This is a genomic window from Chthoniobacter flavus Ellin428 (genome assembly GCF_000173075.1).
GTDB lineage: Bacteria > Verrucomicrobiota > Verrucomicrobiia > Chthoniobacterales > Chthoniobacteraceae > Chthoniobacter > Chthoniobacter flavus.
Genome location: NZ_ABVL01000007.1, coordinates 292,123 through 314,473 on the forward strand (window position 1 = coordinate 292,123; position 22,351 = coordinate 314,473).

At 59.8% G+C, this 22,351-nt stretch carries 17 protein-coding genes and 1 pseudogene; 3 read left to right on the forward strand and 15 right to left on the reverse strand.

Annotated features, from left to right (window positions below):
- From murD to CFE428DRAFT_RS14250, 9 genes and pseudogenes are all read right to left on the reverse strand, one after another.
- Entirely contained in the window at window positions 1-1,338 is a 1,338-nt protein-coding gene (gene murD, locus CFE428DRAFT_RS14220; protein ID WP_006980261.1) for a UDP-N-acetylmuramoyl-L-alanine--D-glutamate ligase, read from the reverse strand.
- Window positions 1,335-2,474: a phospho-N-acetylmuramoyl-pentapeptide-transferase gene (gene mraY, locus CFE428DRAFT_RS14225; protein WP_006980262.1), complete on the reverse strand. Its 1,140-nt coding sequence runs from the start codon at window positions 2,472-2,474 to the stop codon at window positions 1,335-1,337. The genes murD and mraY overlap by 4 nt, the downstream gene beginning before the upstream one ends.
- Entirely contained in the window at window positions 2,471-3,838 is a 1,368-nt protein-coding gene (locus CFE428DRAFT_RS14230) for a UDP-N-acetylmuramoyl-tripeptide--D-alanyl-D-alanine ligase (RefSeq protein WP_006980263.1), read from the reverse strand. Before CFE428DRAFT_RS14230 ends, mraY begins: the two co-directional genes overlap by 4 nt.
- Before the next feature lie 3 nt (window positions 3,839-3,841).
- Window positions 3,842-5,317, reverse strand: a complete 1,476-nt coding sequence (locus tag CFE428DRAFT_RS41080) for a UDP-N-acetylmuramoyl-L-alanyl-D-glutamate--2,6-diaminopimelate ligase (RefSeq protein WP_042725014.1) — start codon at window positions 5,315-5,317, stop codon at window positions 3,842-3,844.
- The gene (locus tag CFE428DRAFT_RS41085; RefSeq protein ID WP_420196884.1) at window positions 5,314-5,802 is read right to left on the reverse strand and encodes a penicillin-binding transpeptidase domain-containing protein; all 489 of its coding nucleotides are present in this window, start codon (window positions 5,800-5,802) and stop codon (window positions 5,314-5,316) included. Before CFE428DRAFT_RS41085 ends, CFE428DRAFT_RS41080 begins: the two co-directional genes overlap by 4 nt.
- A pseudogene (locus tag CFE428DRAFT_RS41090) lies at window positions 5,801-7,096 on the reverse strand (peptidoglycan D,D-transpeptidase FtsI family protein); the annotation flags it as partial. The pseudogene CFE428DRAFT_RS41090 and the gene CFE428DRAFT_RS41085, both read right to left, overlap by 2 nt.
- Window positions 7,093-7,479: a hypothetical protein gene (locus CFE428DRAFT_RS14240; protein ID WP_006980265.1), complete on the reverse strand. Its 387-nt coding sequence runs from the start codon at window positions 7,477-7,479 to the stop codon at window positions 7,093-7,095. The gene CFE428DRAFT_RS14240 and the pseudogene CFE428DRAFT_RS41090, both read right to left, overlap by 4 nt.
- Window positions 7,469-8,467, reverse strand: coding sequence for a 16S rRNA (cytosine(1402)-N(4))-methyltransferase RsmH (gene rsmH, locus CFE428DRAFT_RS14245; protein ID WP_006980266.1), 999 nt, complete (start codon window positions 8,465-8,467; stop codon window positions 7,469-7,471). Before rsmH ends, CFE428DRAFT_RS14240 begins: the two co-directional genes overlap by 11 nt.
- Window positions 8,464-8,922: a division/cell wall cluster transcriptional repressor MraZ gene (locus CFE428DRAFT_RS14250; protein WP_006980267.1), complete on the reverse strand. Its 459-nt coding sequence runs from the start codon at window positions 8,920-8,922 to the stop codon at window positions 8,464-8,466. Before CFE428DRAFT_RS14250 ends, rsmH begins: the two co-directional genes overlap by 4 nt.
- A 718-nt stretch (window positions 8,923-9,640) precedes the next feature.
- Here CFE428DRAFT_RS14250 and CFE428DRAFT_RS14260 point away from each other — a divergent pair.
- Window positions 9,641-10,105: a PIN domain-containing protein gene (locus CFE428DRAFT_RS14260; RefSeq protein ID WP_042724962.1), complete on the forward strand. Its 465-nt coding sequence runs from the start codon at window positions 9,641-9,643 to the stop codon at window positions 10,103-10,105.
- Window positions 10,106-10,155: 50 nt separating this feature from the next.
- Here the strand turns inward: CFE428DRAFT_RS14260 and CFE428DRAFT_RS14265 are convergent, their stop codons facing one another.
- The gene (locus CFE428DRAFT_RS14265) at window positions 10,156-11,901 is read right to left on the reverse strand and encodes an ABC transporter ATP-binding protein (RefSeq protein WP_006980269.1); all 1,746 of its coding nucleotides are present in this window, start codon (window positions 11,899-11,901) and stop codon (window positions 10,156-10,158) included.
- An 888-nt stretch (window positions 11,902-12,789) separates the two neighbouring features.
- Here CFE428DRAFT_RS14265 and CFE428DRAFT_RS14270 point away from each other — a divergent pair.
- The gene (locus CFE428DRAFT_RS14270; protein WP_006980270.1) at window positions 12,790-13,245 is read left to right on the forward strand and encodes a hypothetical protein; all 456 of its coding nucleotides are present in this window, start codon (window positions 12,790-12,792) and stop codon (window positions 13,243-13,245) included.
- Between the two features lie 217 nt (window positions 13,246-13,462).
- Here the strand turns inward: CFE428DRAFT_RS14270 and CFE428DRAFT_RS14275 are convergent, their stop codons facing one another.
- The 3 genes from CFE428DRAFT_RS14275 to CFE428DRAFT_RS14285 form a co-directional block, all read right to left on the reverse strand.
- Window positions 13,463-14,860, reverse strand: coding sequence for a phenylacetate--CoA ligase family protein (locus CFE428DRAFT_RS14275; protein WP_006980271.1), 1,398 nt, complete (start codon window positions 14,858-14,860; stop codon window positions 13,463-13,465).
- Between the two features lie 235 nt (window positions 14,861-15,095).
- Window positions 15,096-16,496, reverse strand: coding sequence for a phenylacetate--CoA ligase family protein (locus CFE428DRAFT_RS14280; RefSeq protein WP_006980272.1), 1,401 nt, complete (start codon window positions 16,494-16,496; stop codon window positions 15,096-15,098).
- Window positions 16,493-17,911, reverse strand: coding sequence for a phenylacetate--CoA ligase family protein (locus CFE428DRAFT_RS14285; RefSeq protein WP_006980273.1), 1,419 nt, complete (start codon window positions 17,909-17,911; stop codon window positions 16,493-16,495). Before CFE428DRAFT_RS14285 ends, CFE428DRAFT_RS14280 begins: the two co-directional genes overlap by 4 nt.
- A gap of 204 nt (window positions 17,912-18,115) precedes the next feature.
- On the opposite strand from CFE428DRAFT_RS14285, the gene CFE428DRAFT_RS14290 reads away from it, so the two are divergent.
- The gene (locus tag CFE428DRAFT_RS14290) at window positions 18,116-19,366 is read left to right on the forward strand and encodes a prepilin-type N-terminal cleavage/methylation domain-containing protein (protein WP_006980274.1); all 1,251 of its coding nucleotides are present in this window, start codon (window positions 18,116-18,118) and stop codon (window positions 19,364-19,366) included.
- Between the two features lie 163 nt (window positions 19,367-19,529).
- Here the strand turns inward: CFE428DRAFT_RS14290 and CFE428DRAFT_RS14295 are convergent, their stop codons facing one another.
- Window positions 19,530-20,999, reverse strand: a complete 1,470-nt coding sequence (locus tag CFE428DRAFT_RS14295; RefSeq protein ID WP_006980275.1) for an ATP-dependent nuclease — start codon at window positions 20,997-20,999, stop codon at window positions 19,530-19,532.
- Window positions 20,981-22,156 (reverse strand): DUF262 domain-containing protein, encoded by a 1,176-nt coding sequence (locus CFE428DRAFT_RS35050; RefSeq protein ID WP_006980276.1) that lies wholly within the window; start codon window positions 22,154-22,156, stop codon window positions 20,981-20,983. The genes CFE428DRAFT_RS14295 and CFE428DRAFT_RS35050 overlap by 19 nt, the downstream gene beginning before the upstream one ends.
- Between the last annotated feature and the right edge of the window lie 195 nt (window positions 22,157-22,351).

The window sequence follows — 22,351 nt, forward strand, 5'->3', positions numbered from 1 at the left end:
TTAGGAAGGCAGGGCTTGGACCAACGCACGGAACTGGTTCCCACGGTCGGCGTAATTTTTGAACATATCGAAGGACGAAGTACCAGGACTAAATAGGACGACATCGCCGGGTTGGGCGGCGGCGTGCGCGAGTTCGACGGCCTTTTCGAGCGAACGTCCGGCGTTCGCCACGGGCAGGCGCGATTTCCAGATCGCCTCAATGCGATCGGCCATCTCACCCATTACTACCACCGAGCGGCAGCGCGCCGCAACGAGATCGGTGAGCAAATCGTATTCGAATCCTTTGTCCTTGCCGCCGGCAATGAGCACCACGGGACGCGTCTCGGAGTGCAGCGCTTTCTCGACGGAATCCGGATTCGTGCCCTTCGAGTCGTTGACCCACTCGGCGCCATTCACCGTGCGCAGGATTTCGCAGCGATGCGGCAGCGGCTTGTATTCGCGGAGCGGCGGAAGCATTTGCGCAAAGCTGAGTCCGCGCACGAAGCCGACGCCGAGCGTGGCCATGAGGTTTTCGGCGTTGTGCGAGCCGCGCAGATTGGTCTCCGACATGGCGAGCACGCGTTCACCGCGGAAATGGATCACACCCTCGCGCAGCGAGAAATCCCCATCCGGCACATAGGCACTGAAGGTGATCTTCTTCGCCTTCAAGGCCGGAAGTTTGTCGCGATAGTTGACGATCGCCCAATCATCCTCGGTCTGGTTTTCGAAAATGCGGATCTTTGCCACGTAATATTCGTCCATCGAACGATAGCGATCGAGGTGGTCGGCGGCGAAGCCGAGCCAGACGGAGGTCTGGCAGTGGAAGCGACGAATCGACTCGAGCTGGAAGGAACTGACCTCGAGCGTCATCACGTCGAGGTGGCTGCTCTCGTTGACCTTGGCGGAGAAGGCGGGTCCGATATTGCCGCTGGCCACGGTTTTCACGCCGCAGGCATTGAGCATTTTCTCCACGAGTTGCGTGGTGGTCGTTTTGCCGTTCGTGCCGGTGATGCCGATGATCGGGCACTTGCACATCTCGAAGGCGAGCTCGAGCTCGCCGATCATCTCGATGCGGCGCTTGATGAAATGCTGGACCAGCGGCACCGCCGGATCGATGCCCGGGCTGAGAATCACGTAGTCGTAATGGCCGTGCAGGCTTTCGTGCTCAGCGGCGAGATCGGCAATCACGCGAATACCTTCCGCGCCGAGCGCGTCGATTTTCTTGCGCAGCTTGTTCTCTTCGGCGGTATCGAGGATCGTAACCATGGCTTTTTCCTGGTGGAGGAGGCGGGCTGCGGCTTCACCGCTTTCGCCCGCGCCCAGTACGGCGATGGACTTGTTGGCGTAAGACGAATTCAACGGAGTTTCAGGGTGGCGAGGCCGAGGAAGGCGAACATGATGGACAGAATCCAGAAGCGGACGATGACCGTGTTCTCCTTCCAGCCCTTGAGCTCGAAGTGATGGTGCAGGGGTGACATGAGGAACACGCGACGGCCCTCGCCGTAGCGTTTCTTGGTAATCTTGAACCAGGTGCGCTGGATGAGGACCGAGACGGCCTCGATGACGAAAACACCACCCACGACCACGAGGAGCATCTCCTGTTTCGTGCAAATGGCCGTGACGCCGAGCATGCCGCCGATGGCGAGTGAACCGGTATCGCCCATGAAGACTTTGGCCGGATGGCAATTGAACCAGAGGAAACCGAACGAGGCGCCGACGAGGGCCATGCACATGACCGTCAGTTCGCCGGCGAACGGATAGAAGGGAATTTGCAGATAGGTCGCGATGCCCACGTGGCCGCAGACGTAGGCGAGGATGGCGTAGGCGAAGGCTGCGGTGCAGGTGCAGCCGGCGGCGAGGCCGTCGAGGCCGTCGGTGAGATTCACCGCATTGGAAGAACCGATGATCACCAACGCGAAAAAACCGAGGGTGCCGAGGAGGCCGAGGTTGGCGAAGATCGGCGCCTTGCTGAACGGCACATAGACTGCACGGGCCTGCACTTCGATCGCCGGGTTCATGAGGAAGAACGCGGTGACGATGATGGCGAGAATGGCCTGGGCGATGAGCTTGGTGCGCTCGCTCACGCCGGCGGAGTTCTTCTTGCTGACCTTGAGATAGTCGTCCCAGAAGCCGAGGCCACCGCAATAGACGAGCGAGAACATGAGCAGCCAGACAAACGGATTGTCCGGTCGCGCCCAGACGAGCGAGGAGACGATGACCGCGCCAAGCATGAGCACGCCGCCCATGGTGGGCGTGCCGGCTTTCGAACCGTGCAACTCGAAAAGCTTGTTCACCTCCTCCTTGGTGCGGATCGGCTGGCCGAGCTTGAGCGAGATCAGGCGGCGGATCGTCCAGTTGCCGCACATGAGCGAAAGCAGGAAGGCGGTGAGCGCCGCGCCGAGAGCCCGCAGCGTGATGTATTGGAATACATTCATCGCCCGGAAAAAGTCCTCGTTCGGATAAAGCAGGGAGAGCTTGTAGAGGTAGTAGATCATTGCGCGAGCAAGCCCTCCACGATGCGTTCCATGCGTGCGGAACGGCTGCCCTTGATCAAGACGAGGTCGCCCGCCTTGGCGAGGTCGCGCAGGACTTTGGTCGCTTCCTCGGTTGATTCGACACGCACCACTTTTTCCACGCCACCGCGCCAGGCGGCTTCGGTGATCCACTGCGCTTCTTCGCCTACGCCGATCACGCTGTCGACGTGGGTCTGGGCGGCCACTTCGCCGACGAGACGATGGCCGCGCTCGGCTTCGACACCCAGTTCACCCATGCGGCCGAGCACGGCGATGCGGCGGCCCACCGCCGGCATGCTGGCCAGGGTGCGCAACGCGGCGGCCACGGAATCGGGGTTGGCATTGTAAGTGTCGTCGATGACCTGGATGCCGCGGATCATCTTCTGCTCGAGACGGCCCTTGGTGAGGCGAAGCTTGGAGAGGCCCGCGGCGCATTCCTCGAGGGAAAGGCCAAAGGCGCGACCGGCGGCGACGGCGAGCATTGCGTTGCGGACCATGTGTTCGCCCGGCACGCTGAGTTCGGCCGCGGCGGTGCGGCCCTCGGCGTTGATGGTGAATTTCGTGCCGCTGGCGCTGGGGCGCAGATCGCTGGCGAAGACCTCGCCTTTGTTTATCCCAGCGAGGACGACGTCCGCTTTCGTCCGCGCGGCGATGGCGGGGGAAAATTCGTCTTCGGCGCTGAGGATGAGCGTGCCGCTCGGCGGCAACGCCTCGGCGAGCATGCCCTTTTCCTGGGCGATGGCTTCACGGCTGCCGAGAAACTCGATGTGCGCCATGCCGATGTTGGTGATGATGCCAACCTCGGGCGCGGCCATCGCGGCGAGTGGTGCAATCTCACCGGCGTGATTCATCCCCATCTCGAAAACACCGATCTGGTCCGAGCCGCGCGCGCGGAGGAGGGTGAGCGGCAGGCCGATGTGGTTGTTGAGATTTCCGTCGGTCTTGGTGACCTGAAAATTTTCACCGAGCACCGAAGCGGTGAGATCTTTGGTGCTGGTTTTGCCATTGCTGCCGGTCAGGCCGATGACCTGGATGTCGAGGCTGCGGCGATACTCGGCGCCGAGACGCTGCAGGGCTTCGAGCGTGTTCTTGACCAGAATCACGCCGAAGCCGGGCGGCAGTTCGGCTGGAAATTCTTCGACGATCGCACCGGCAGCGCCACGTTTCGAAGCTTCGGCGATGAAGGTGTGACCGTCGAACTTGTCGCCGCGCAAGGCGACGAACAAATCTCCCGCTTTCAGCGACCGTGAATCCGTGCAAACGGAGGTCACGGTGCCTTGCGGATCACCCGCAGCCAGCCTTCCGGCGGACCACTGGGCGATTTTTTCAAAAGTGGTGGCGTCCATTTTCTAGTCTTCGGAACGCTTGCCCTCGAGGGCTTGTCGGGCGACCGCCACGTCGTCGAAGGGCATGGTGCGGTCGGCAAATTCCTGGTAGTTCTCATGGCCCTTGCCGGCGATGAGGATGATGTCGCGCGGCTGGGCCATGGCCACGGCCTTGAAGATGGCCTCGCGGCGATCGACGATGACCTCGTAGTTGCCGCGGCGCATGCCCGGCTTGATGTCTTCGATGATCGCGAGCGGTTCTTCTTTGCGCGGGTTGTCGGAAGTCACGATGGCGTGGTCGGCGTGCTGGTCGACGACCGCGCCCATGCGGGGACGCTTGGTCTTATCGCGGTTGCCGCCACAGCCAAAGACGACGATGAGCCGCGCGGGATTCAATTCGCGGCAGGTTTTGATGACGTTGAGCAGGGCGTCGTCGGTGTGCGCGTAATCCACGAAGACGCGGAACTGGCGCTGCGCGGGCACCGCTTCGAGGCGGCCCGGCACGGCGGTGGCGTTGGCCAGCGCGAGCACGCAGTTGCGCACTTCGATGCCCATGGCATTCGCGGCGGCGACGGCGGCGAGGGAGTTGTAGACGTTGAACTGACCGATGAGCGGCAGGCGGACGAGGTAGCTGCGGCCGCCGGCGTCGAGCTGGTAGCTCGTGCCGTGAAAGTCGATGCGGACATTGCTCGCCCGGAAATCGGCATGGACGCCGAGGCCGTAGGTGGTGATGGGAATCGCCTTGCCGAAACGCGTCACGAGTTGCGCGCCGTAACGATCGTCGAGGTTGATGATGGCCTTGCCCTGTTTTTTCTTCTGCGCAGCGAGCTCGCTGAACATGCGCGCCTTCGCCTCGAAGTAGGCCTCCATCGTCTTGTGATAGTCGAGGTGGTCCTGCGTGAGGTTGGTGAAGATCGCGGCGTCGAATTCCACGTCGCGTACGCGGGCCTGTACAAGCGCGTGGGAGGAGACTTCCATGGCGCAGGCCTTGCAACCGGCGGAGCGCATCTGCCACAGCATCTCGTGCACATCGAGGGATTCCGGAGTCGTGCGCGAGGCGGGCAGCACGCGGTCGCCGATTTCGTAGCGCACGGTGCCGAGCAACCCGCAGCGCAACTGCGCCGCTTCGCAGATGTGCTTGATGAGAAAGGCGGTGGTCGTTTTGCCGTTCGTTCCCGTCACCCCAGCGATCTTCAGCGCGCGCGCGGGGTTCTGGTAAAACGCCGCGGCGAAGTCCGCCATGGTGTTGCGGGCATTGGCGACGACGATGTTCGTCGCGCGCGTCCTGAACGTGGCGTTTTCGGTTACGATCGCTTCGGCGCCGGCGGCAATGGCGGCGTCGATGAAAGCGGTACCGTCGACCTTCTCGCCCTTGAGGGCGAAGAAGAGCGTGCCCGGCTTCACGCGGCGGGAATCGTAGGTGAGATGGGTAATGTCCCGATCGGTCGGGCCAACCACCTTGACAATGGCGGAGTGAGAAAGAAGTGCGTCGAGTTTCATTGATCGCGGTAGTCGTTGTGCACCATCACACTGCCCATGGGTTCTTCCACCGTGGGCTTGAGCCCGAGGTAGCGTGCGGCTTTTTCGGCGATGCGAGAGAAAACGGGAGCGGCGACCATACCGCCATAATTTTTGTCGTGCGAGACCTGTGCTTCGTCGACCAGCACGAGGCAGGCGAAAGCGGGATCGTCCGCCGGCATGAAGCCGACGAAAGAGACGGTGTAACGTTCGTGGCTGGGCAGGTGCGTCTTCTCGTCGTATTTCTGCGCCGTGCCCGTCTTGCCGGCGACCTTGTAGCCGACCACGTGGGCGAGGGCGGCGGTGCCCTTCGGGCTGACGACGTCCACGAGCGCATCGCGCACGGCATCGGTCGCCGCCTTGGAAGCGACCTGGCGAATTTCCTGCGCCGGAAACTTCGCGATGACGTGGCCCTGCTCGTCGGTGATGTCGTGAATGATCTGCGGCATCATGGAGATGACCGCCATTGGCAATCGCCGACATCGCGGTGACGATCTGCAGCGGAGTCGCCTCCACCTCCTGGCCCATGGGGATGCGGGTGATGGAATATTTGCTCCAGGTATGCAGCGGGTGAACGATGCCGCTCACTTCGCCGGGCAGATTCACGCCGGTGCGCTCGCCGAAGCCGAAGCGCCGCACGTAATCGTAGAACCGCTGGTCGCCGAGCTGGATGCCGAGTTTGGCCGCGCCGATGTTGCTCGAGTGCACGAGGATGTCGTGCACGCTCAAGTCCGGATACGGATGATGATCGTGCAGGTGGAAAGGAGCGAAGTAGCCGTTCTCGCAATTGATCATCGTATCCGCGCGCACGAGCTTTTCCGTCAGCGCGGCGGTGGTGGTCACGATCTTGAACGTGGAGCCGGGTTCGACTCCGTCGGTCACCGCGCGATCGCGGCGATGATCCTCCGGCACGCCCTCCTGGATGTTCGGGTTGTAGTTCGGCCGATTCGACAGCGCGAGAATCTCGCCTGTCTTCGGCTGCATGAGGATGACCGTGGCGCTCTTCGGATGGAACTGCTTGATCGCGGCATCCATCTCCATCTCGACGATGTTCTGCAGCCCCATGTCGATGGTCAGGCGCACGTTGTTGCCGTTGCGCGCATCGCGTTCCTGGCCGCGGTAAACGAAGATCTCCTTGCCTGTGCGGTCGCGCTCGGAATAGCGGAAGCCGTCGTGTCCGCGCAGGAACTGGTCCATGGTGCGTTCGACACCGTCCACGCCTTCGTTCCGGCCATTCACATAGCCGAGCACGTGGCAGAGCATGTGTTCATTCGGATAGACGCGCGTCGAGGCGGTCTCGAAAGTGATGCCGCGCATCTTGCGCTCCACGAGCTTCGCCGAGAGATCGGAGGTCACGTTCACCGGCACCTCCTTTTTCAGAACGATGTAAGGCGAAGGCATTTCCTTCTTCAGCGCCTGCGAATAGGCCGTGCGGCTGAGCTTTTCCATCAGCTGCGCATGCGGAAGGCCCAGGGCAGTGGAGAGCAGCGTGGCCATTTCGGCACGATCGTTGATCAACGTCGCGTCGGCGACAACCGTGCGCACCGGCTCGTTCTGGGCGAGCGACTCACCGTGGATATCCATGATGCGGCCGCGCTGCGCCGGCTTGGTCTGCCGGGTGCCATGGATCTCCAGCGCGATCTTCGCATACTCGTCGTGCTTCGTGACCTGCAGGTCGATGAGCCGCGCCGAGAAGACGGTGAAGCAGCCGGCCAGCGCAAAGCAGGAAAAGAGCGCGCGCTTTTGGGCTGTGTGGTTCACTCGTGAATCCTTTCGCTGGAGACGGTCTTCTCGTTGGAAACGGGACGCAGTTCTCCTGTGTTCGGCGCCGCGGTGGAATTGCTCAGGACGGTGATGTGGTCGTTGGTGATGGGCACCAGCTTGATGAAGCCGGTATCATAACGTTCCTGCAGCTTGGCCGTGGAAGACAGTTGGGCGATCTTGCTTTCCGCCACTTCGTTCTTGTTCTTGAGGTCGACGAGTTCGCGCTCGAGCGACTTGATTTCCGATCCCGTGGTGTAGAGCTGGTTCTTGCACCAAACGTAGGCCAGACCACCTCCGCCGGCAAAAATACCGATGAGCGCCCAGGTGACGAACGACGCGATCGGAATGGCGTTGGCGTGGCGGCGGCGGTTAGCGGACATACGGGATCCTTTCGACGACGCGGAGTTTGGCGCTGCGCGAGCGCGGATTGGCCCGTTGTTCCGCGTCGCTGGCGACAACAGGCTTGCCGGTGATGGCTTTGAAAATGTGGATGGGATTCGGCCGCGCTTCCGGCCACTCGGGACGATCGATGAACGCGGCCGCGCGCTCCTTGAAGAAAACCTTCACGATCCTGTCTTCGAGAGAATGGAAAGTGATGATCGCCAGGCGGCCGCCCGGAGCGAGACGCTGCGAGAACTGCTCGAGACCGAGCGTGAGCGCTTCGAGTTCGCGATTCACCGCGATGCGCAACGCCTGGAAGACACGCGTGGCCGGATGGGTGCGGCTATGACGTGGGACGACACGCTCGACGGCTTGGGCGAGCTGGAGCGTCGTGCGGAAAGGCGCAACGAGGCGATCGCGCACGAGGTGCGCGGCGATCTTGCGCGCGGCGGGTTCTTCGCCGTAGTTACGGAAGATCTTTTCGAGCTGATCGCCTGCCATCGTGTTCACGAGGTCCGCGGCGCTGATCAGGTTCGTGGGATCCATGCGCATGTCCAGGGGACCATCGTGCATGAAGGAAAATCCGCGCTCGGGAGCATCGAGCTGACGCGAGGAGACGCCGAGATCGAGCATCGCGCCATCGATCTTCTCGACGCCGAGCTGGTCCAGCGCTTCACCCGCCTTGGCGAAGCTGGTGTGCACCGGGCGGAATTGCCCGCCGAACTCAGCGAGCTTCCGGCCGGCAAAAGCCAGCGCTTCCGGATCCTGGTCGAAGCCGATCACCTGCGCACCCGCTGCGAGGAGGGCGGCCGTATGCCCGCCACCGCCGAGGGTGCCGTCGACTATCACCTTGCCGGGAGCAGGCGCGAGCCGCTCCACCGTTTCGGCAAGCAGCACGGATTCGTGATATTCGTAGGGACGTGGGTTCAATGAAGGACGCCGCGACTTCGCTCGCGGCTTTTTGGGAATTTCGACGCAAACGCTCATAAGCCAAGGTCTGCGAGAAGGGCTGCGGAATCCGCTTTCTGGACGACCTGCGCGGCGGTCCATTCTTCGGTGTTCCAAATTTCAAAAGTTTCGACGACGCCCGAGAGCGTCACATTACCGGAGAACTTGAGTTGCTTGCAGAACTCATCCGGGAGCGAGAGACGGCCGTGTTTGTCGAGCGTCACCTGGCGGCTCAGGGCGCCGATGCGGCGCAGGACCGCGGTGCGTTGTGCGCCGGGGAGAGCGGCGGCTTTGGTGCGGACGCGGTCGAGCTCGTGGCGAGGCATCACCGTGAGGCAATTGGCGGTCGAACTCGGGATGAGAAACAGCTCGGTTTCCTTCTCCTCCGTGGGCCGCCACTCCGCGGGAATGGTGATGCGGTTCTTCCCGTCGATGGCATGGCAGAACTCACCCACATACACGGGTGTTGCGTTGTTCTGGTTGGTGTCGGCCATGGCGGGTTGGCTTTGGGCGAGTCTCCCAATTCGCACCAAAACGTCCCTATTTCTCCCAAAAATCCCCAAAAGGTCAACGCCTAAAAGTGGTCATTTTTCAGGGTTTCCCCCAGTCAGGAACTCATGTACCCCCAGAGGCAAGATTCCGGCACAGAGGCGCGCTTGCCGTCACAGATACACCGAAATATACTTTTGATCCATGACTCAAGCAGTTGCTCAAATCTTGCTGAGGTAGAGCGGCTTTCTCCTCCCGAGCGGGCTGAGCGGACGGATCGCCTCGTCGAGACGTTGCCCAGCCATGTGCCGCCCGAGATCGAGCGGGCGCAGATTGAAGAGGTTCGACGCCGGATGCCCAGGTGGAGTCCGGAGAGGGGAAGCTCATTCCTGGCGATGAAGCCTTGGAGGTGGTCCGGCGTCGCCTCGTTTCCGACTCGTGGGAAAGCTTGTGAAGATGTTGCCGCCATGTCATCCTCTGTTCGATGACAAAGCTTGCTGAAATCGAGGTAGCCGCAGCGAAGCTCTCACGTCGGGAGCAGCGTCAACTGCACACTTTTCTGACTAGGCGGCTTGAAGCGGAGCAGTCGCGGAAAAAAAAGACGGGAGACCCGCTGGCGGCTATGAAAGTGCACTGGCAACGCGTTCGAGCGCTGACTCACGGCCAATCGGTCCTGACCGCACGCGCCCAAAAGCGCTTCGACCGCGCTCTCCGCGGCGAATAATGGATCTTTACGTAGATACGAATTTCTTAACGCGTCTCTATCTTCCGTTCGATGAGAGTGGCGAGGCTCAGGAATGGATGGCGAATGCGCAAAGAATGGGTGCACTCCCGCTTCCCATAACGTGGCTATTGCGACTAGAGTTGACCAATGCGTTTGAACAATACGTCTTCACTGCTCGGACCAGCGGACAGGCGCGTGTGACACCTGAATTGGCTGCCATGGCACACTCGGGCCTGCGTGATGATCTGTTGGCCGGCAATGCATTGGTATGGCAGGAAATCGATATGGAGCGATTGGGAGTACAATTTGAATCGCTCGTCTTGCGTCACACTGCGCGTCATGGATTTCGCACCTACGACATTCTCCACGTAGCTGCAGTACTCGAGCTTGGTTGCATCGAGTTCTGGAGCTTCGATATACGGGCAAAACGTCTCGCTCGCCTGGAAGGTCTCCAGACGAACTGAAACCGAAGAACGATGATTTTCGGTTAGAGAATTTTGAGAATTCCAATGGGTCATCTCGTGACCAGCTCGGCATCCTCCCGCGGATCGAGGAAACTGGTGGCGTGGAGCTTGGCGTAGGCGCCGTTGAGCGCCAGCAGTTCGTCGTGTGTTCCACGTTCCACAATGCGGCCGTGATCCATGACGAGGATCTGGTCGGCGTGGCGGACGGTGGAGAGGCGATGGGCAATGACGAAGCAGGTGCGGCCTTCCATGAGGCGATCGAGCGCCTGCTGGATGAGCTGTTCAGTGCGATTATCCACACTCGCGGTGGCTTCATCGAGGACGAGAATGGGCGGGTCCTTGAGCAACGCGCGGGCGATGGAGATACGCTGCTTTTCGCCGACGCTGAGTTTTACCCCGCGTTCGCCGACGACCGTACCGAGACCTTCGGGGAGGCGGTCGACGAACTCGCGCGCGTTGGCCGCGTCGAGGACTCCGAACAATTCGGCATCCGTCGCGTCGGGTTTGCCGAGACGCAGATTGTCGCGGATGGAGCCATTGAAGAGGAAGCTCTCCTGCGTGACCATGCCGACGGCCGATCGCAACGCGCTCTTGGAGAAATCGCGGAGCGGCTTGCCGTCGATGAGGACTTCGCCGGTATCGAATTCGTAAAAGCGGGTGAGCAGATGGACGAGCGTGGATTTGCCCGCGCCGGTGTGGCCGACCAGCGCGACGGTCTCGCCCGGCTGCGCGTGCAGGTGGATGTGATGCAGCACCGGCAATTCCTCGGAATAGGCGAAGCCGATATCCTGGAAGCGCACATCGCCAGCGATGTCGATTTTCTCGTCGTACTCCACGCGGCCCGGTTCGGCGGGCGTATCGAGGATTTCGAAGACGCGTTCGCCGGCGGCGCGGCCGGCTTGCAGGAGTTGATTGAGCGAATGCAGCTTGCCGATCGGCTCATAGAGCGCGCTGACCAGCCAGAGGAAAGCCACGAGATCACCGACGCTCATTTCGCCGTGCAACACGGCGCGCCCGCCAAAGCCTACGACGAGCACCGCGCCGAGCGCGCCGATGAAGCTCATCGTCGGATTGTACATCGCCCACACCCGCATGATGTTCATGGTGGCATTACGCAGGTCGTTGCTCGCCGCGTTGAAACGCGCGTGTTCCTCCCGCTCGCGCACGTAAGTCTTGATCTGGCGAATGCCGGCCAGATTGTCGTGCAGCAGCGCGTTCATCGCCGAGGAAGCCTTGCGCTGCGCGCGATAGCGGTTCGGCGCCGTCAGCGTATACGACAGCGCGCCGATGGCCATCAGCGGTACAGGGATCAGCGCCAGCCAGGTGAGCCACGGCAGATAGAAGAAGAGCATCGCCGCCACGATGACGATCTGCAGCGCGGCGATGACGCCTTGCTCGATGCCGTCGATGAGCACGCGCTCCACCGCCTGCACATCCTCGAGCAGCCGGGTCATGATGTCGCCCGTCGAGCGGTTGTCGAACCAGCCCAGCGGCAACTGTTGGATATGCGCGTAGAGATCGCTGCGTAGATCGAAGATGACGCGTTGCTCGAAGGCATTGTTGATGACGATGCGCAGGGCGTTGAGCAGATCGCGGGCAAAGAAGGAAGCCGCCGCCGCCAGGACCAGCGGCCAGAGCCGGTCGCCGCGCCCGTGCCGGACGTCATCGATGATCACCTGCGTGACCTTGGGAAAGACCACGACCATCAACGTCCCGAGAATCGCGCAAGCCATCATGGCCGTAGCCATCCAGGGATAGCGGCGGACATAGGCGAAGACGCGGAAAACGGTTTTCATCGAAAGACGCTCACCATCGCGGAGCGGGCGCGAGAGTCAAATCTCCTCGCGCTCACTTCGAATCATCCTGGAACTCCGAAGTCCCGGCGTGGGAATGATTCGTCGGAAACAAAAGCGAGCCGCCAGGTGGAGGGCGCTGCTCCGTCCTAAGCATTACCCACATCTTTGCTCGGTTTAGGGACAGCGGAAATTTGGCTGCGGCTCACTGGGAGCGGCGACTTCCTAGAAAAAACCCTGCGTCGCGGAGCGACGCCCTCAAAGAGAGGCGCTGCGCGCATCGATTTTTCGGTCAGCGACTAGGAAGTCGCCGCTCCCAGTGGCGCTATCCGTATCGACGTCCAAACACCCAGAAAGATATGGGTAATGCTTAGGCTCCGTCAGCGCCCCAAAGATTGAGGCGTCGATCCCGCAAGGGCGAGACCGTCCTCCCCGCGGTCATTCTGAGCGGAGTGGAGGGAGTATAACGACCGGGACGCAGTCGAAGAGCCCGGCGGAACAACCAGCGATAGTCTCTGGTAAAGCGACCGGGTTTGCCCCGCAGTCCCATAGACGTCTCGCAAGCTCGGCTTTCGGCTGCGTGCCCCCCCATGTCGCCTTCGGGGCACTTCGCTCAAAATGACCTCGTCGAGGAGGGTGGTTTATTTATTTCACCGTTTCGAAGGACATGCGAAGCGCCGACCAACTCGGGCGGGAGGGGGCTGGCAGAAATCGGCCGCCTCCGGACACCGAAAACGATCACGGGCCAGCAGTATTTTAGCTAGATGTTAAACAAAAAAATCGAATTCCCGCGACGCCTCAAGAAGGAAATTTACGTAGATAAGAAATACGTAATTACCGTAATGTTTTCCGCCATCGCGGTACGGTTGCTGCATAGTAATTGTGGAACCTATGAAAATTTGCCCCCCTCCGCCTCGGTCTTCGGCCATTGGGCCGCTCGGGACCACATCCTATGCCGAGCGGTCGGTGACCTGCCTGCATTGTCAGAAAGTCCATGACCGGGGCTTTATTTGGAAATTCAGCGACGAGGTCTGTGTCTGCTTCACCTGCTACCGTGTGATGGGCGAAGACGGCCGAAAGGGCTACGAGCGCAAGGCGGCGAAGAGCAAATCGAAGCAGCCGGCGCCGCACCCCACGGCGGAACTCCAGGCGAAAGAATCGTCCACGGCAACATCGAAGGAGACGCGATTCAAAGGCGGTGGATCCGCCATGAAGGTGATCGCCCTCCTCGCCCTCTTCATCGTCATTCTCGGTGCCGGCGCCTGTTTCCTTTATAAACCCCTCACCGGGGAGACCCCGGAGCACGGCCTCTGGGCCCGCGTCAATCGGATGCCCGCGAACCGGTAAAAAGCTGGGAAATACTCTGCCGTGCCCTGAAAAAGTACTCGGCTGGCGTAGATTTTTTAACCGCGAATGGACGCCAATGGACGCGAATAGAGGAGGAAATGAAGGCGTTTCGGATTCGCGTCCATTAGTGTCCCTTCGCGGTTTTCTTCTCCACCAACCCCTCCACACTTCTTCTCTGCGCCTCTGCGGCCTCCGCGTTAAAAAATCTCTTTGGTGGCTATCTCACCGCTTCACCACCCTCCACCTCCGAAAAGAAATCCATATGCTTGCCCCCGGGATGACGGGGCAGGCTCTCCATAAAAACCAAACGAATCTCAAACTCCGCACCGACCTGCCGGATGAGTCGCTGAATGATCAGGTCGCACTCCGCTTTCTCCAGCGGGCGTTCGGTGACCATCCGCAACTCCAATACGGTGAGGCTTTTTTGGATGAGCTGATACTGGATCACCGGTCGGATGTCCTCGAAGACCATGAACATCTCCACGGAGAAGCGGCGCTCGCCGGAGGGTAGGGTGAGGGTTTCCTGTTTTCGTCCATAGATCTGGCGCAACACGGGCAGGCCGCGGCCGCACGGACAGAGTTCGCCCACTTCCGCGTAGTCGCCCAACTCATAGCGCAGGAGCGGCATGGCAAAGGCGTGCAATGGGGTAATGACCACGCGACCGGTTTCACCGGGTCGGCAGGGTGTGCCATCTTCCCGCAGCACCTCGACCAGGTTCAATTCGCTCTGCACATGGTAATGATCGTGTTCCGGGCACTGGATGGCGATGAACCCTACTTCCGTGGCGCCGTAGACGTCCCGGAGGGGCACACCCAGCACTTCCTGGCATTCGCGGCGTAAGTCCGGGTCCAGGCGTTCGGTCATGGTGCGCACCAGGCGCAAGTTGGGAACTCGTTTCCCAGTGCGGCGAAGTGCGCGCAGGATCAGCCGAAGGTTGGAAGGGAAAGTCAATAAATAGCCCGGCGCTTCGGTCTCGAGGAAGCGCACCTGCGCTTCCGTGTCGGCGAAGATACTCATGCTCACTTGCTCCGCGCTGGGGAACATGTTGCCGAATGGCCATTCCCAACAGGGCATGCGATACGCGGGCGCGTCGGTGTTCCAAAATGGCCGACGGATTTCGCACACTTTGCATTTGGGATCGTAACCGTACCAGCGCAGCATCCGCAGTTTGAGGGCGCGGAAGAGCGGGTCGGAAACGGCAGTCTTGAACACTTCCAGAGGCCGGCCCGACGAGCCGGTCGTCCACTCCGAGTACACCGAGGTGCTGAAATGCGGGTCACGACTCCTCAGCCGGGCCGTCTCGGCGCGGACTTCCTGTTTGGTGAGGATCGGGAGCGACCGCCACGCATTCTCGTCGATTCCGCCCTCTGCTGCGGAGGGTAGCCGGCGGGGCGTTTCGGCGTAAAAAGGCACGTGTTGGCGGGCGTGTGCGACCAACCGGGCAGCCTGGGCGAACTGGTGCTGGCGAAGCTGGCCCGCCGACCACCATTGGCTGTTCTCGAGTTGCCGGTAGAGACTGACGATTTGCGTTTCCGCGGGTCCGAGGGCTGGGAAGAAAGCAAAGTCAGGCGATGCCGGTTTTCCACGGCTACCGTCGGTCGAAGAGAACGTCATCTTGGGAAAGGAGAGGAGGCGGCTGCCCGGTAAACATCCAACATTCAGCGTCGAGTATTCAACATTCAATCACCCAGGCCATGGGGTGATTGCGCTGCGAGCCGAATTCCCTCCGGGGCGTGTGAGGACCCGCGCCTCCACCCAAGCGTCGCGCACATTCGGGTCAGGGTCTATTCGGAGAGACGTTCCATCTGCCGGCCGTGGCGATGCGTGGTTGTCTTCGTCAAGCGTCGGATCAAGGCAGGCAGTCACGGGGGCGTTTCCACCTCGGAAACGAAATCCATGTGCTTGCCGCCGGGAAGACGGGGGATGCGATCGACGAAAACCAGGCGAACCTCAAACTCCGGACCGACCTGCGCGGCGAGGCCATGAATGATTTGGTCGGACTCGGTTTTTCCAGAGGACGTTCCGCGACGATCCGCACTTCCAAGGCCGTGAGGCTTTTTTGGATGACTTGATACTGGATCACCGCCCGGAGGGAGTCGAAAACCTTCGACAGAAATACGGAGTAGCGACGTTCACCGGAGGGCAGGGTGAGGGTTTCTTTTTTTCGACCGTAGATCTGACGCAACACGGGCAGACCCCGGCCGCACGAACAGGGTTCGCCCACTTCCGCGTAGTCTCCCAGCTCATAGCGCAGGAGCGGCATGGCGAGAGCGTGCAACGGCGTAATGACCACGCGGCCGGTTTCGCCGGGTTGGCAAGGCGCGCCGTCTTCCCCCAAGACCTCGACGAGGTTCATCTCGCTCTGAATGTGATAATGATCGTGTTCCGGGCACTGGATGGCGATATAGCCGGCTTCCTGGGCGCCATAGCAATCCACGAGAGGCACACCGAGGGTGTCCTGACACTCGCGTCGTAAGTCCGGCTCCAGGCGCTCCGACATCGTGCGCACCAGGCGCAACGTGGGCAGCCGTTTCCCGGCGCCGCGGAAAGCGCGCAGGAGCAGCCGCAGGTTGGAGGGATAGGTCAACAGATACTGCGGTGCCTCCGTCTCGAGAAAGTGCACCTGAGCTTCAATTTTGGAGAAGATATCCATGGTCACTTGCTGGCCTGTCGGGAACAGATTCCCAAACGGCCTTTCCCAATACGGCATGCGATGGATGAGGCTGCCCGCCTCCCAAAATGGCCGGCGGATTTCACATACCTTGCCCCTCGGGTCATATCCGTGCCAGCGCAGCAGCCGCAGCTTATTCGCGCGGAAGAGCAGGGCGGAGGTGGAGGTCGTGAGCACTTCCAACGGCTGGCCCGACGAACCAGTCGTCCAATCCGAACGCATCTTGACATCCAGCGGTAGCCACCGGCTCTTCAACCGCGCGATCTCGGCCCGGACTTCTTCCTTGGTGAGGATGGGGAGTGAGCGCCACGCGTTCTCGTCGATCGCGCCTTCCACGCCCGAAGGCAGCCGGCCAGGCGTCTCGGCATAAAAAGGCACGTGCTGGCGGGCATGCCCGACCAAGCGGGCCGCCTGCTCGAACTGCCACCGCCGGAGCTTGTCCGCCGGCCACCATTGGCTGCTCTCGAGTTGCCGGTACATGCTGACGATTTGCGCTTCCAGGAGGCCGAGCACGGGCGGAAAAGCAAAGTCCGGCGAAGTGGGATGTTTGGCGTTGCCATCGTTCGGCGAGGGCATCATGGCGGAAAAGGAGAGGTGGATGTGAGATTGCTGTTACCGGTTTCTATCTCGGACAAGAAATCCATATACTTGCCTCCCGGAGGGCGGGGGATGTTATCGACGAAAACCAAGCGGATCTCAAATGCCGGGCCGACCTGGGTCACGAGCCGGTCGATGATGAGGTCACACTCGGCTTCTTTCAGCGGCCGTTCCGCGACTATCTGCACCTCCAGTATCGTGAGGCTTTTTTGGACGATTTGATATTGGGCCACCGCCTCGATGCACTCGAAGACCGGCGACGCAAAGATGGAGTAGCGACGTTCTCCGGATGGCATGGTGAGGGTTTCCTTTTTTCGTCCGTAGATCTGGCGCAACACGGGCAGGCCGCGTCCACAGGGGCAGGGTTCGCCCACCTCCGCGTAGTCGCCCAACTCATAGCGCAGGAGCGGCATGGCGAAGGCGTGCAAAGGCGTGATGACCACGCGGCCGGTTTCGCCCGGTTGGCAAGGCGTACCGTCTTCGCGCAGCACTTCGACCAGGCTCATTTCGCTCTGAATGTGGTAATGATCGTGTTCCGGGCACTGGATGGCGATGTAGCCCGCCTCCTGGCAGCCATAACAGTCCATGAGGGGAACACCGAGAGTCTCTTGACATTCGCGGCGCAAGTCCGGGTCCAGGCGCTCCGACATCGTGCGCACCAGGCGCAAATTGGGAAGCCGTTTCCCGGTGCGACGAAAGGCGCGCAGGAGCAACCGAAGATTGGAAGGGAAAGCCAAAAGGTATTCCGGCGATTCGGCTTCGAGAAAGTGCACCTGAGCTTCGATCTCGGAGAAGATATCCATGATCGCTTGCGGCCCGGTCCGGAACAGATTTCCCAAGGGCCACTCCCAACACGGCAGGTGATGCACGGCCCCTGCGGTCTTCAAAAATGGCCGGAATTCGCACACCTTGCCCATGGGATCGTAGCTGTGCCAGCGCAGCATCCGCAGCTTATTTGCGCGGAAGAGCATGTCGAAAGTGGCTGTCTTGAGCACTTCCAGGGGCTGGCCAGACGAGCCGGTCGTCCAATCCGAATACACCAGGGTGTTGGGCGGCAGGCCACGGCTCTTCAGCCGCGCAGCGTCGGCGCGGACTTCCGCCTTGGTAAGGATCGGGAGCGAGCGCCACGCGCTTTCATCGATTTCGCTCTCCGTCACGGAGGGTAGCCGGCCGGGCGTCTCGGCATAGAAAGGCACATGCTGGCGGGCATGCGCGACCAAGCGGGTCAACTGGGCGAATTGCCACTGGCGAAGCTTGTCTGCCGGCCACCATTGGCTGCTCTCCAGTTGCCGGTAGAAACCGACGATCTGCGCTTCCACCGGTCCGAGCGCGGGGAAGAAAGCGAAGTCCGGCGAGGTCGGCCGTCCCGCGCTACCGTCGGTGGAGGAAAAGGTCATGATGGCAAAAGAAACGTGAATAGGAACCTGACGGAATGCGGAATCACCGCGTGACGGAAAGCGAAATGATCATGCTTTTTGAAACAGCGGCGATGCAAAATTCAAATCGCCGGTGATAGACTGAAGTCAAAGATAACACGACGGTAACACGGCCATAACCCGTCGCGAATAGGAGAGGAGGATGGTTCTCCAAAACTCCTCCCTATGAACAACCAACCATCCGGAAAATCACCGAAAAAATCATGCCTCACCGTGTTCGGCCTCGGAGCAGCAGCCCATGGCAGAAACCCACGTGGCGCCTTCACGCTCGTCGAGTTGATCGTCGTCATCACCCTCCTCGCCTTGCTCGCGAGCTTGCTCCTGCCGGCCCTGTCCGTCGCCAAACGGCGCGCCGTTTCCCGAAGCATCGATGCCGCCTCGCCCAGCGCCACCGCAGCCGCGGTCCCGGCGCCGATGCTGAAGGCCTCGGGTCTGGAGATCACGCCGCCACGCCCCCTGGCTACGGTGAAAAGTTTCTCCGCCACCGTGGCGCTGAAGCCGGCGTTGAGCGTGGGGACGGCCGATCCCGAATCGATCTACACGGCGCAACTCAAGGCCCAGTTCCAGGCCTTCAATCCCGGCGCCGCCGGCCCGTGCGAAGTGCTGCTCCCGCTTCCGCCGCAGATCATTTCCCTCGCCGACCTCGACATCACCGTCGCCGGCCAGCCCAGCACCTCGGTAGAAATTCGCGGGGATAAGCTCGCCTGGTTTGGGACGCTGCCCGCGGAACCCGTGGCCATGACCGTCGGCTACTCTGCGGTCGGCAAAGGTCTCTACAAATTACAAACCCCGCCCGCCGGCATCCTCGATACCTTCCACATCGACCTCACCGCGGTCGGTTCCGACGTGCGCATGCTCGAGCTCTCCTTGCAACCGACCCGGTATGGGCGCGAAAACGGGCAGACCGTTTACACCTGGGATTACACCCACCTGCTCTTCGGCCGCCCCATCGCCCTCGACGTGCTGGGCGTTACCCCCATCGATCGGCTGGGGGAATTGACCTGGCTGGGGCCGGGCAGCGTCGTCGTCTTCGGCCTTTTCCTCGGCCTTCTCGGCCACGCTTTCCCCATCCGCAACTTCGACCGCTGGATGCTCCTGCTCCTCCTCGGCGCCTTCACCGGCGCCTATCCGCTCATGTATTTCGCCCAGGAATTCGTTCCGCTCCAGGCGGCGATCATTGGTTCCGCGGCCATCGTCCTGGCGATCATCGCCATCCGCGCCGCGACCATCATGGGGTTGCGTCTCGCGATCTTTGGCGCCGTCCTGCCGGCCACGGCCATCCTCGCCGTCACTCTCGTCTCCGCCATCCATCCCCGGCTCCAAGGCGTCCTCATCACCCTCACCGCTCTCGCTACCTTCGTCGCCGCCATGGCCCTCATGGCCAGGAAATCCATCACGCCATCGGCCGCGCGGTAAGGAGCGGTGGAGAAAAGACACAGTCGCCAGTCGACAGGCTAGGCAGGCTGTCTAGAATTGCCCCCTGCCGCCTATTGCCTCGATACAAGAGCTTCACTTTGGTATGAGGAGAAACAATCCCTTTCGTGCGCAGAATGGCGCTGATCTGTGAGTTCGGTGCCGCTCAAACCTCTATATTTAACAAAGCTCGCAACTCTGTGAGCGCCGCGTCGGAACTCTGCTTGCCATCGGCTGTTGAGAGCCAGCTTTCAACGACACTCACAACAAGGTTATCAAAATTAATGCGCAACCGCTTCTGAAGCTCTAGGAACCAATCGTGATGATCCATCGCTTCGATTGAAGACAAGACGCTAACGATCTGGTTTTCGTCGACCGCCAATTTGAGCAAGACCTTCCAATCCCGCCTAACTTCACCGATCATGAGCATCTCAGGTGCAGTTGGGCCCGGAAGAAAACTGATGTTTTTGTCTTCTTCCTGTTTTCCCCGCTCGTCGCCATCAAGTAGACCAACGGCATGAAACCATCCGGGCAAATGAGGGAATTTTTTTACTAGGTCTCGCACCTCTCCAGCGCCACCTGGAATGTCGATGATACGAAACGCCTTCTGTAGATCGGGCGCCACAAGCGATAACCATGCGCTGCAAAATACGCGCCCCATGCGATCCTCTACGACGAAGACACCGTCTTTTGCTACGGATGGCGCGGAAACAATCCCCAAGGCGAGCGCGCGTGCCTCGGCATTCTTTGGGCGAAAGATCTTAACACCACCACCGTGGCGGGCCACAATTATGGTCTGTTCAACAGGAATGCGGTCGAATACGGCCGGGGAATGCGATGTTATTACCGCTGCCGCGCTTCTCTCGCTGCAAATTTTAGCCAGATAATCCATCAGTCCTGTCTGTGAGCGAAAGGAGACATAGCTCTCGGGCTCCTCAATCAAAATTATGCCGTGGTTCTCGACTTGGTTAATTGTCCACATCGAATGATGTATAGCAGCCTCCCCTAAACCCATCGATTCGGAACCGTAAGTATGGCCGTCCAGCTCAACTTGAAAATAAGGGCATTTCTCTCGCTGCGCAAAGTCATCAATCTCAAAGACCTTGATACGTGAATAATTCCTTCCTACGGTCGATGAGACAACCTTTAATGATTCTGGATCCATCTCCTTCGATGCAGATTGATCTAGTAGTTCTTGCAGGTTCTGCTCCGCCTCAAATAATTTAACGAGCGCAGGCACTTCAAAAGCTGTATCCAGCGCAACTAGACCGCAGGCTGTTGCTTCAGGTTCGGCCACTCGCTCAACAGGGGAAAAAGTGACGTGAGAATATGTTTTGGCGCCCTTGATTTGATAGTCTAAGTGGAGGGTGATTTGTTCGCTTTGAATCCCTTTGCTGAGGGCCAACCGTTCACAGGGCCGAATTAGACTCGCATGAATCAACTTCAGTAGAGTGCTTTTTCCAACTCCATTAAGCCCGACTAATGCGGTGACCCGACCGGCTAAAGCGATCGATCCATTTGGTAGAATCGGAATACCTTCACACGTGATGGCGTCTAAAGCGGTGTTGCCATTTTGGTTTAGCCAGCGCCGCCAAAAATCAGTAACTCTCGCTTGCTTCAAGGCAAGGTCCCCCATTTTGATGTCTCCAGAAAATTCGCAATGCTCCACTCGGCATCGCGGCTTTCAGTCCTGAGTGAATCGAAAACGCCTTTCAGCTTTCCTTTGCCGAAAAGGGACAATCTTCCTTCTCTGTTGAGGAAGTATCCCAGCGCGAAGATCAATACCACATCTCTCGCTAAAACGGAAAATACGTCTGCAACGCGAGCAGAAGCGCGATCAATATAAACACGCAGTAAAGCGCTCGTTCTCGCGGAACCGTTGTGGTCGTCTAATTCAACTAGGATGTCACTGATCAACCGCTCGCTTTCAAACCATCTCAAAAACGCGGGTAATTCGCCACGGAGAGCTGTTGCCTCTGGATCGGAAATGATGCGTACACAGAAGCAAATCCAACTGAAAAATGTTGCTTTATTGAAACGTGGCTGAACGCCGGTTTCGTTGGCGGATCCTAGTAAATGTAAGGCGGACTCAACCAAATCTATGATAGTCTCAGATAGAGGTTTCTCTGAGCGATATCTTTCAGTTATTGTGGACGCCGATAGCTTCTCACGGAGTGTTCCCCGTTCGAGTGATATGCACGCCTTCGCAAGGATATCATCATAGGCCATTCGTGAGTTGGAGAATCCAATGAATGTTTCGTCAAGGTGATACGCCGGTAATGCCTCTGCTAAGGCTTTGATTTGCCCTCGGACGGGACCGAAGAATGCATTTCGTTGTTCAGCGGCCGTAAGACTAGTTGGTTGATTGAGTCGATAAAACAACTCGCCCGGCTCTTCTGGTTTGTAATCAACTAATCTGAAGACGCGGATCGTGAACTGATCAAACTGCCGCCGGAGAAATGGTGGTAGAGTTTCGTATGTGCAACCGTCAGCGTTTTCGATTTTAGGATCTCGAGGGGGGATTGTGCCATCAACCCGAATCAATCCATTCACGAAATCACGAATTGCAACGAGTCGTTGTTGTCCGTCTAGGACCTCTTGCTGTTTATCCGAGGTCTCGATTACGTGGATAGGAGGAACGTGCCAGTCACGTAAGATGCTATCTATTAGGCGTCGCTTTTTTGAATCACTCCACACTTCCCCGCGTTGAAAATTTGGTTGGAGATCCAAATCGTCACTTTTAATCCGACTGATGATCGTTTGGATATCCGGGTCCGATGGCAAGAGCTTCATGGCACCTAACTTGATAGGCCACGTTTGGCCCGCTGTGAAGCAAAGTGTTACAAGGCGTTTCGTTTTTGGCCATCGGGATATGCTTCATTCGATTAAATTGTTATTGTTATGAAGAAGGCCGAGGGTTGCGATGCTGGATTGCCGGACTCTACCTCCGAAAGGAAATGTCGTGCATTTGTCGTTGGGAAGGTGGGG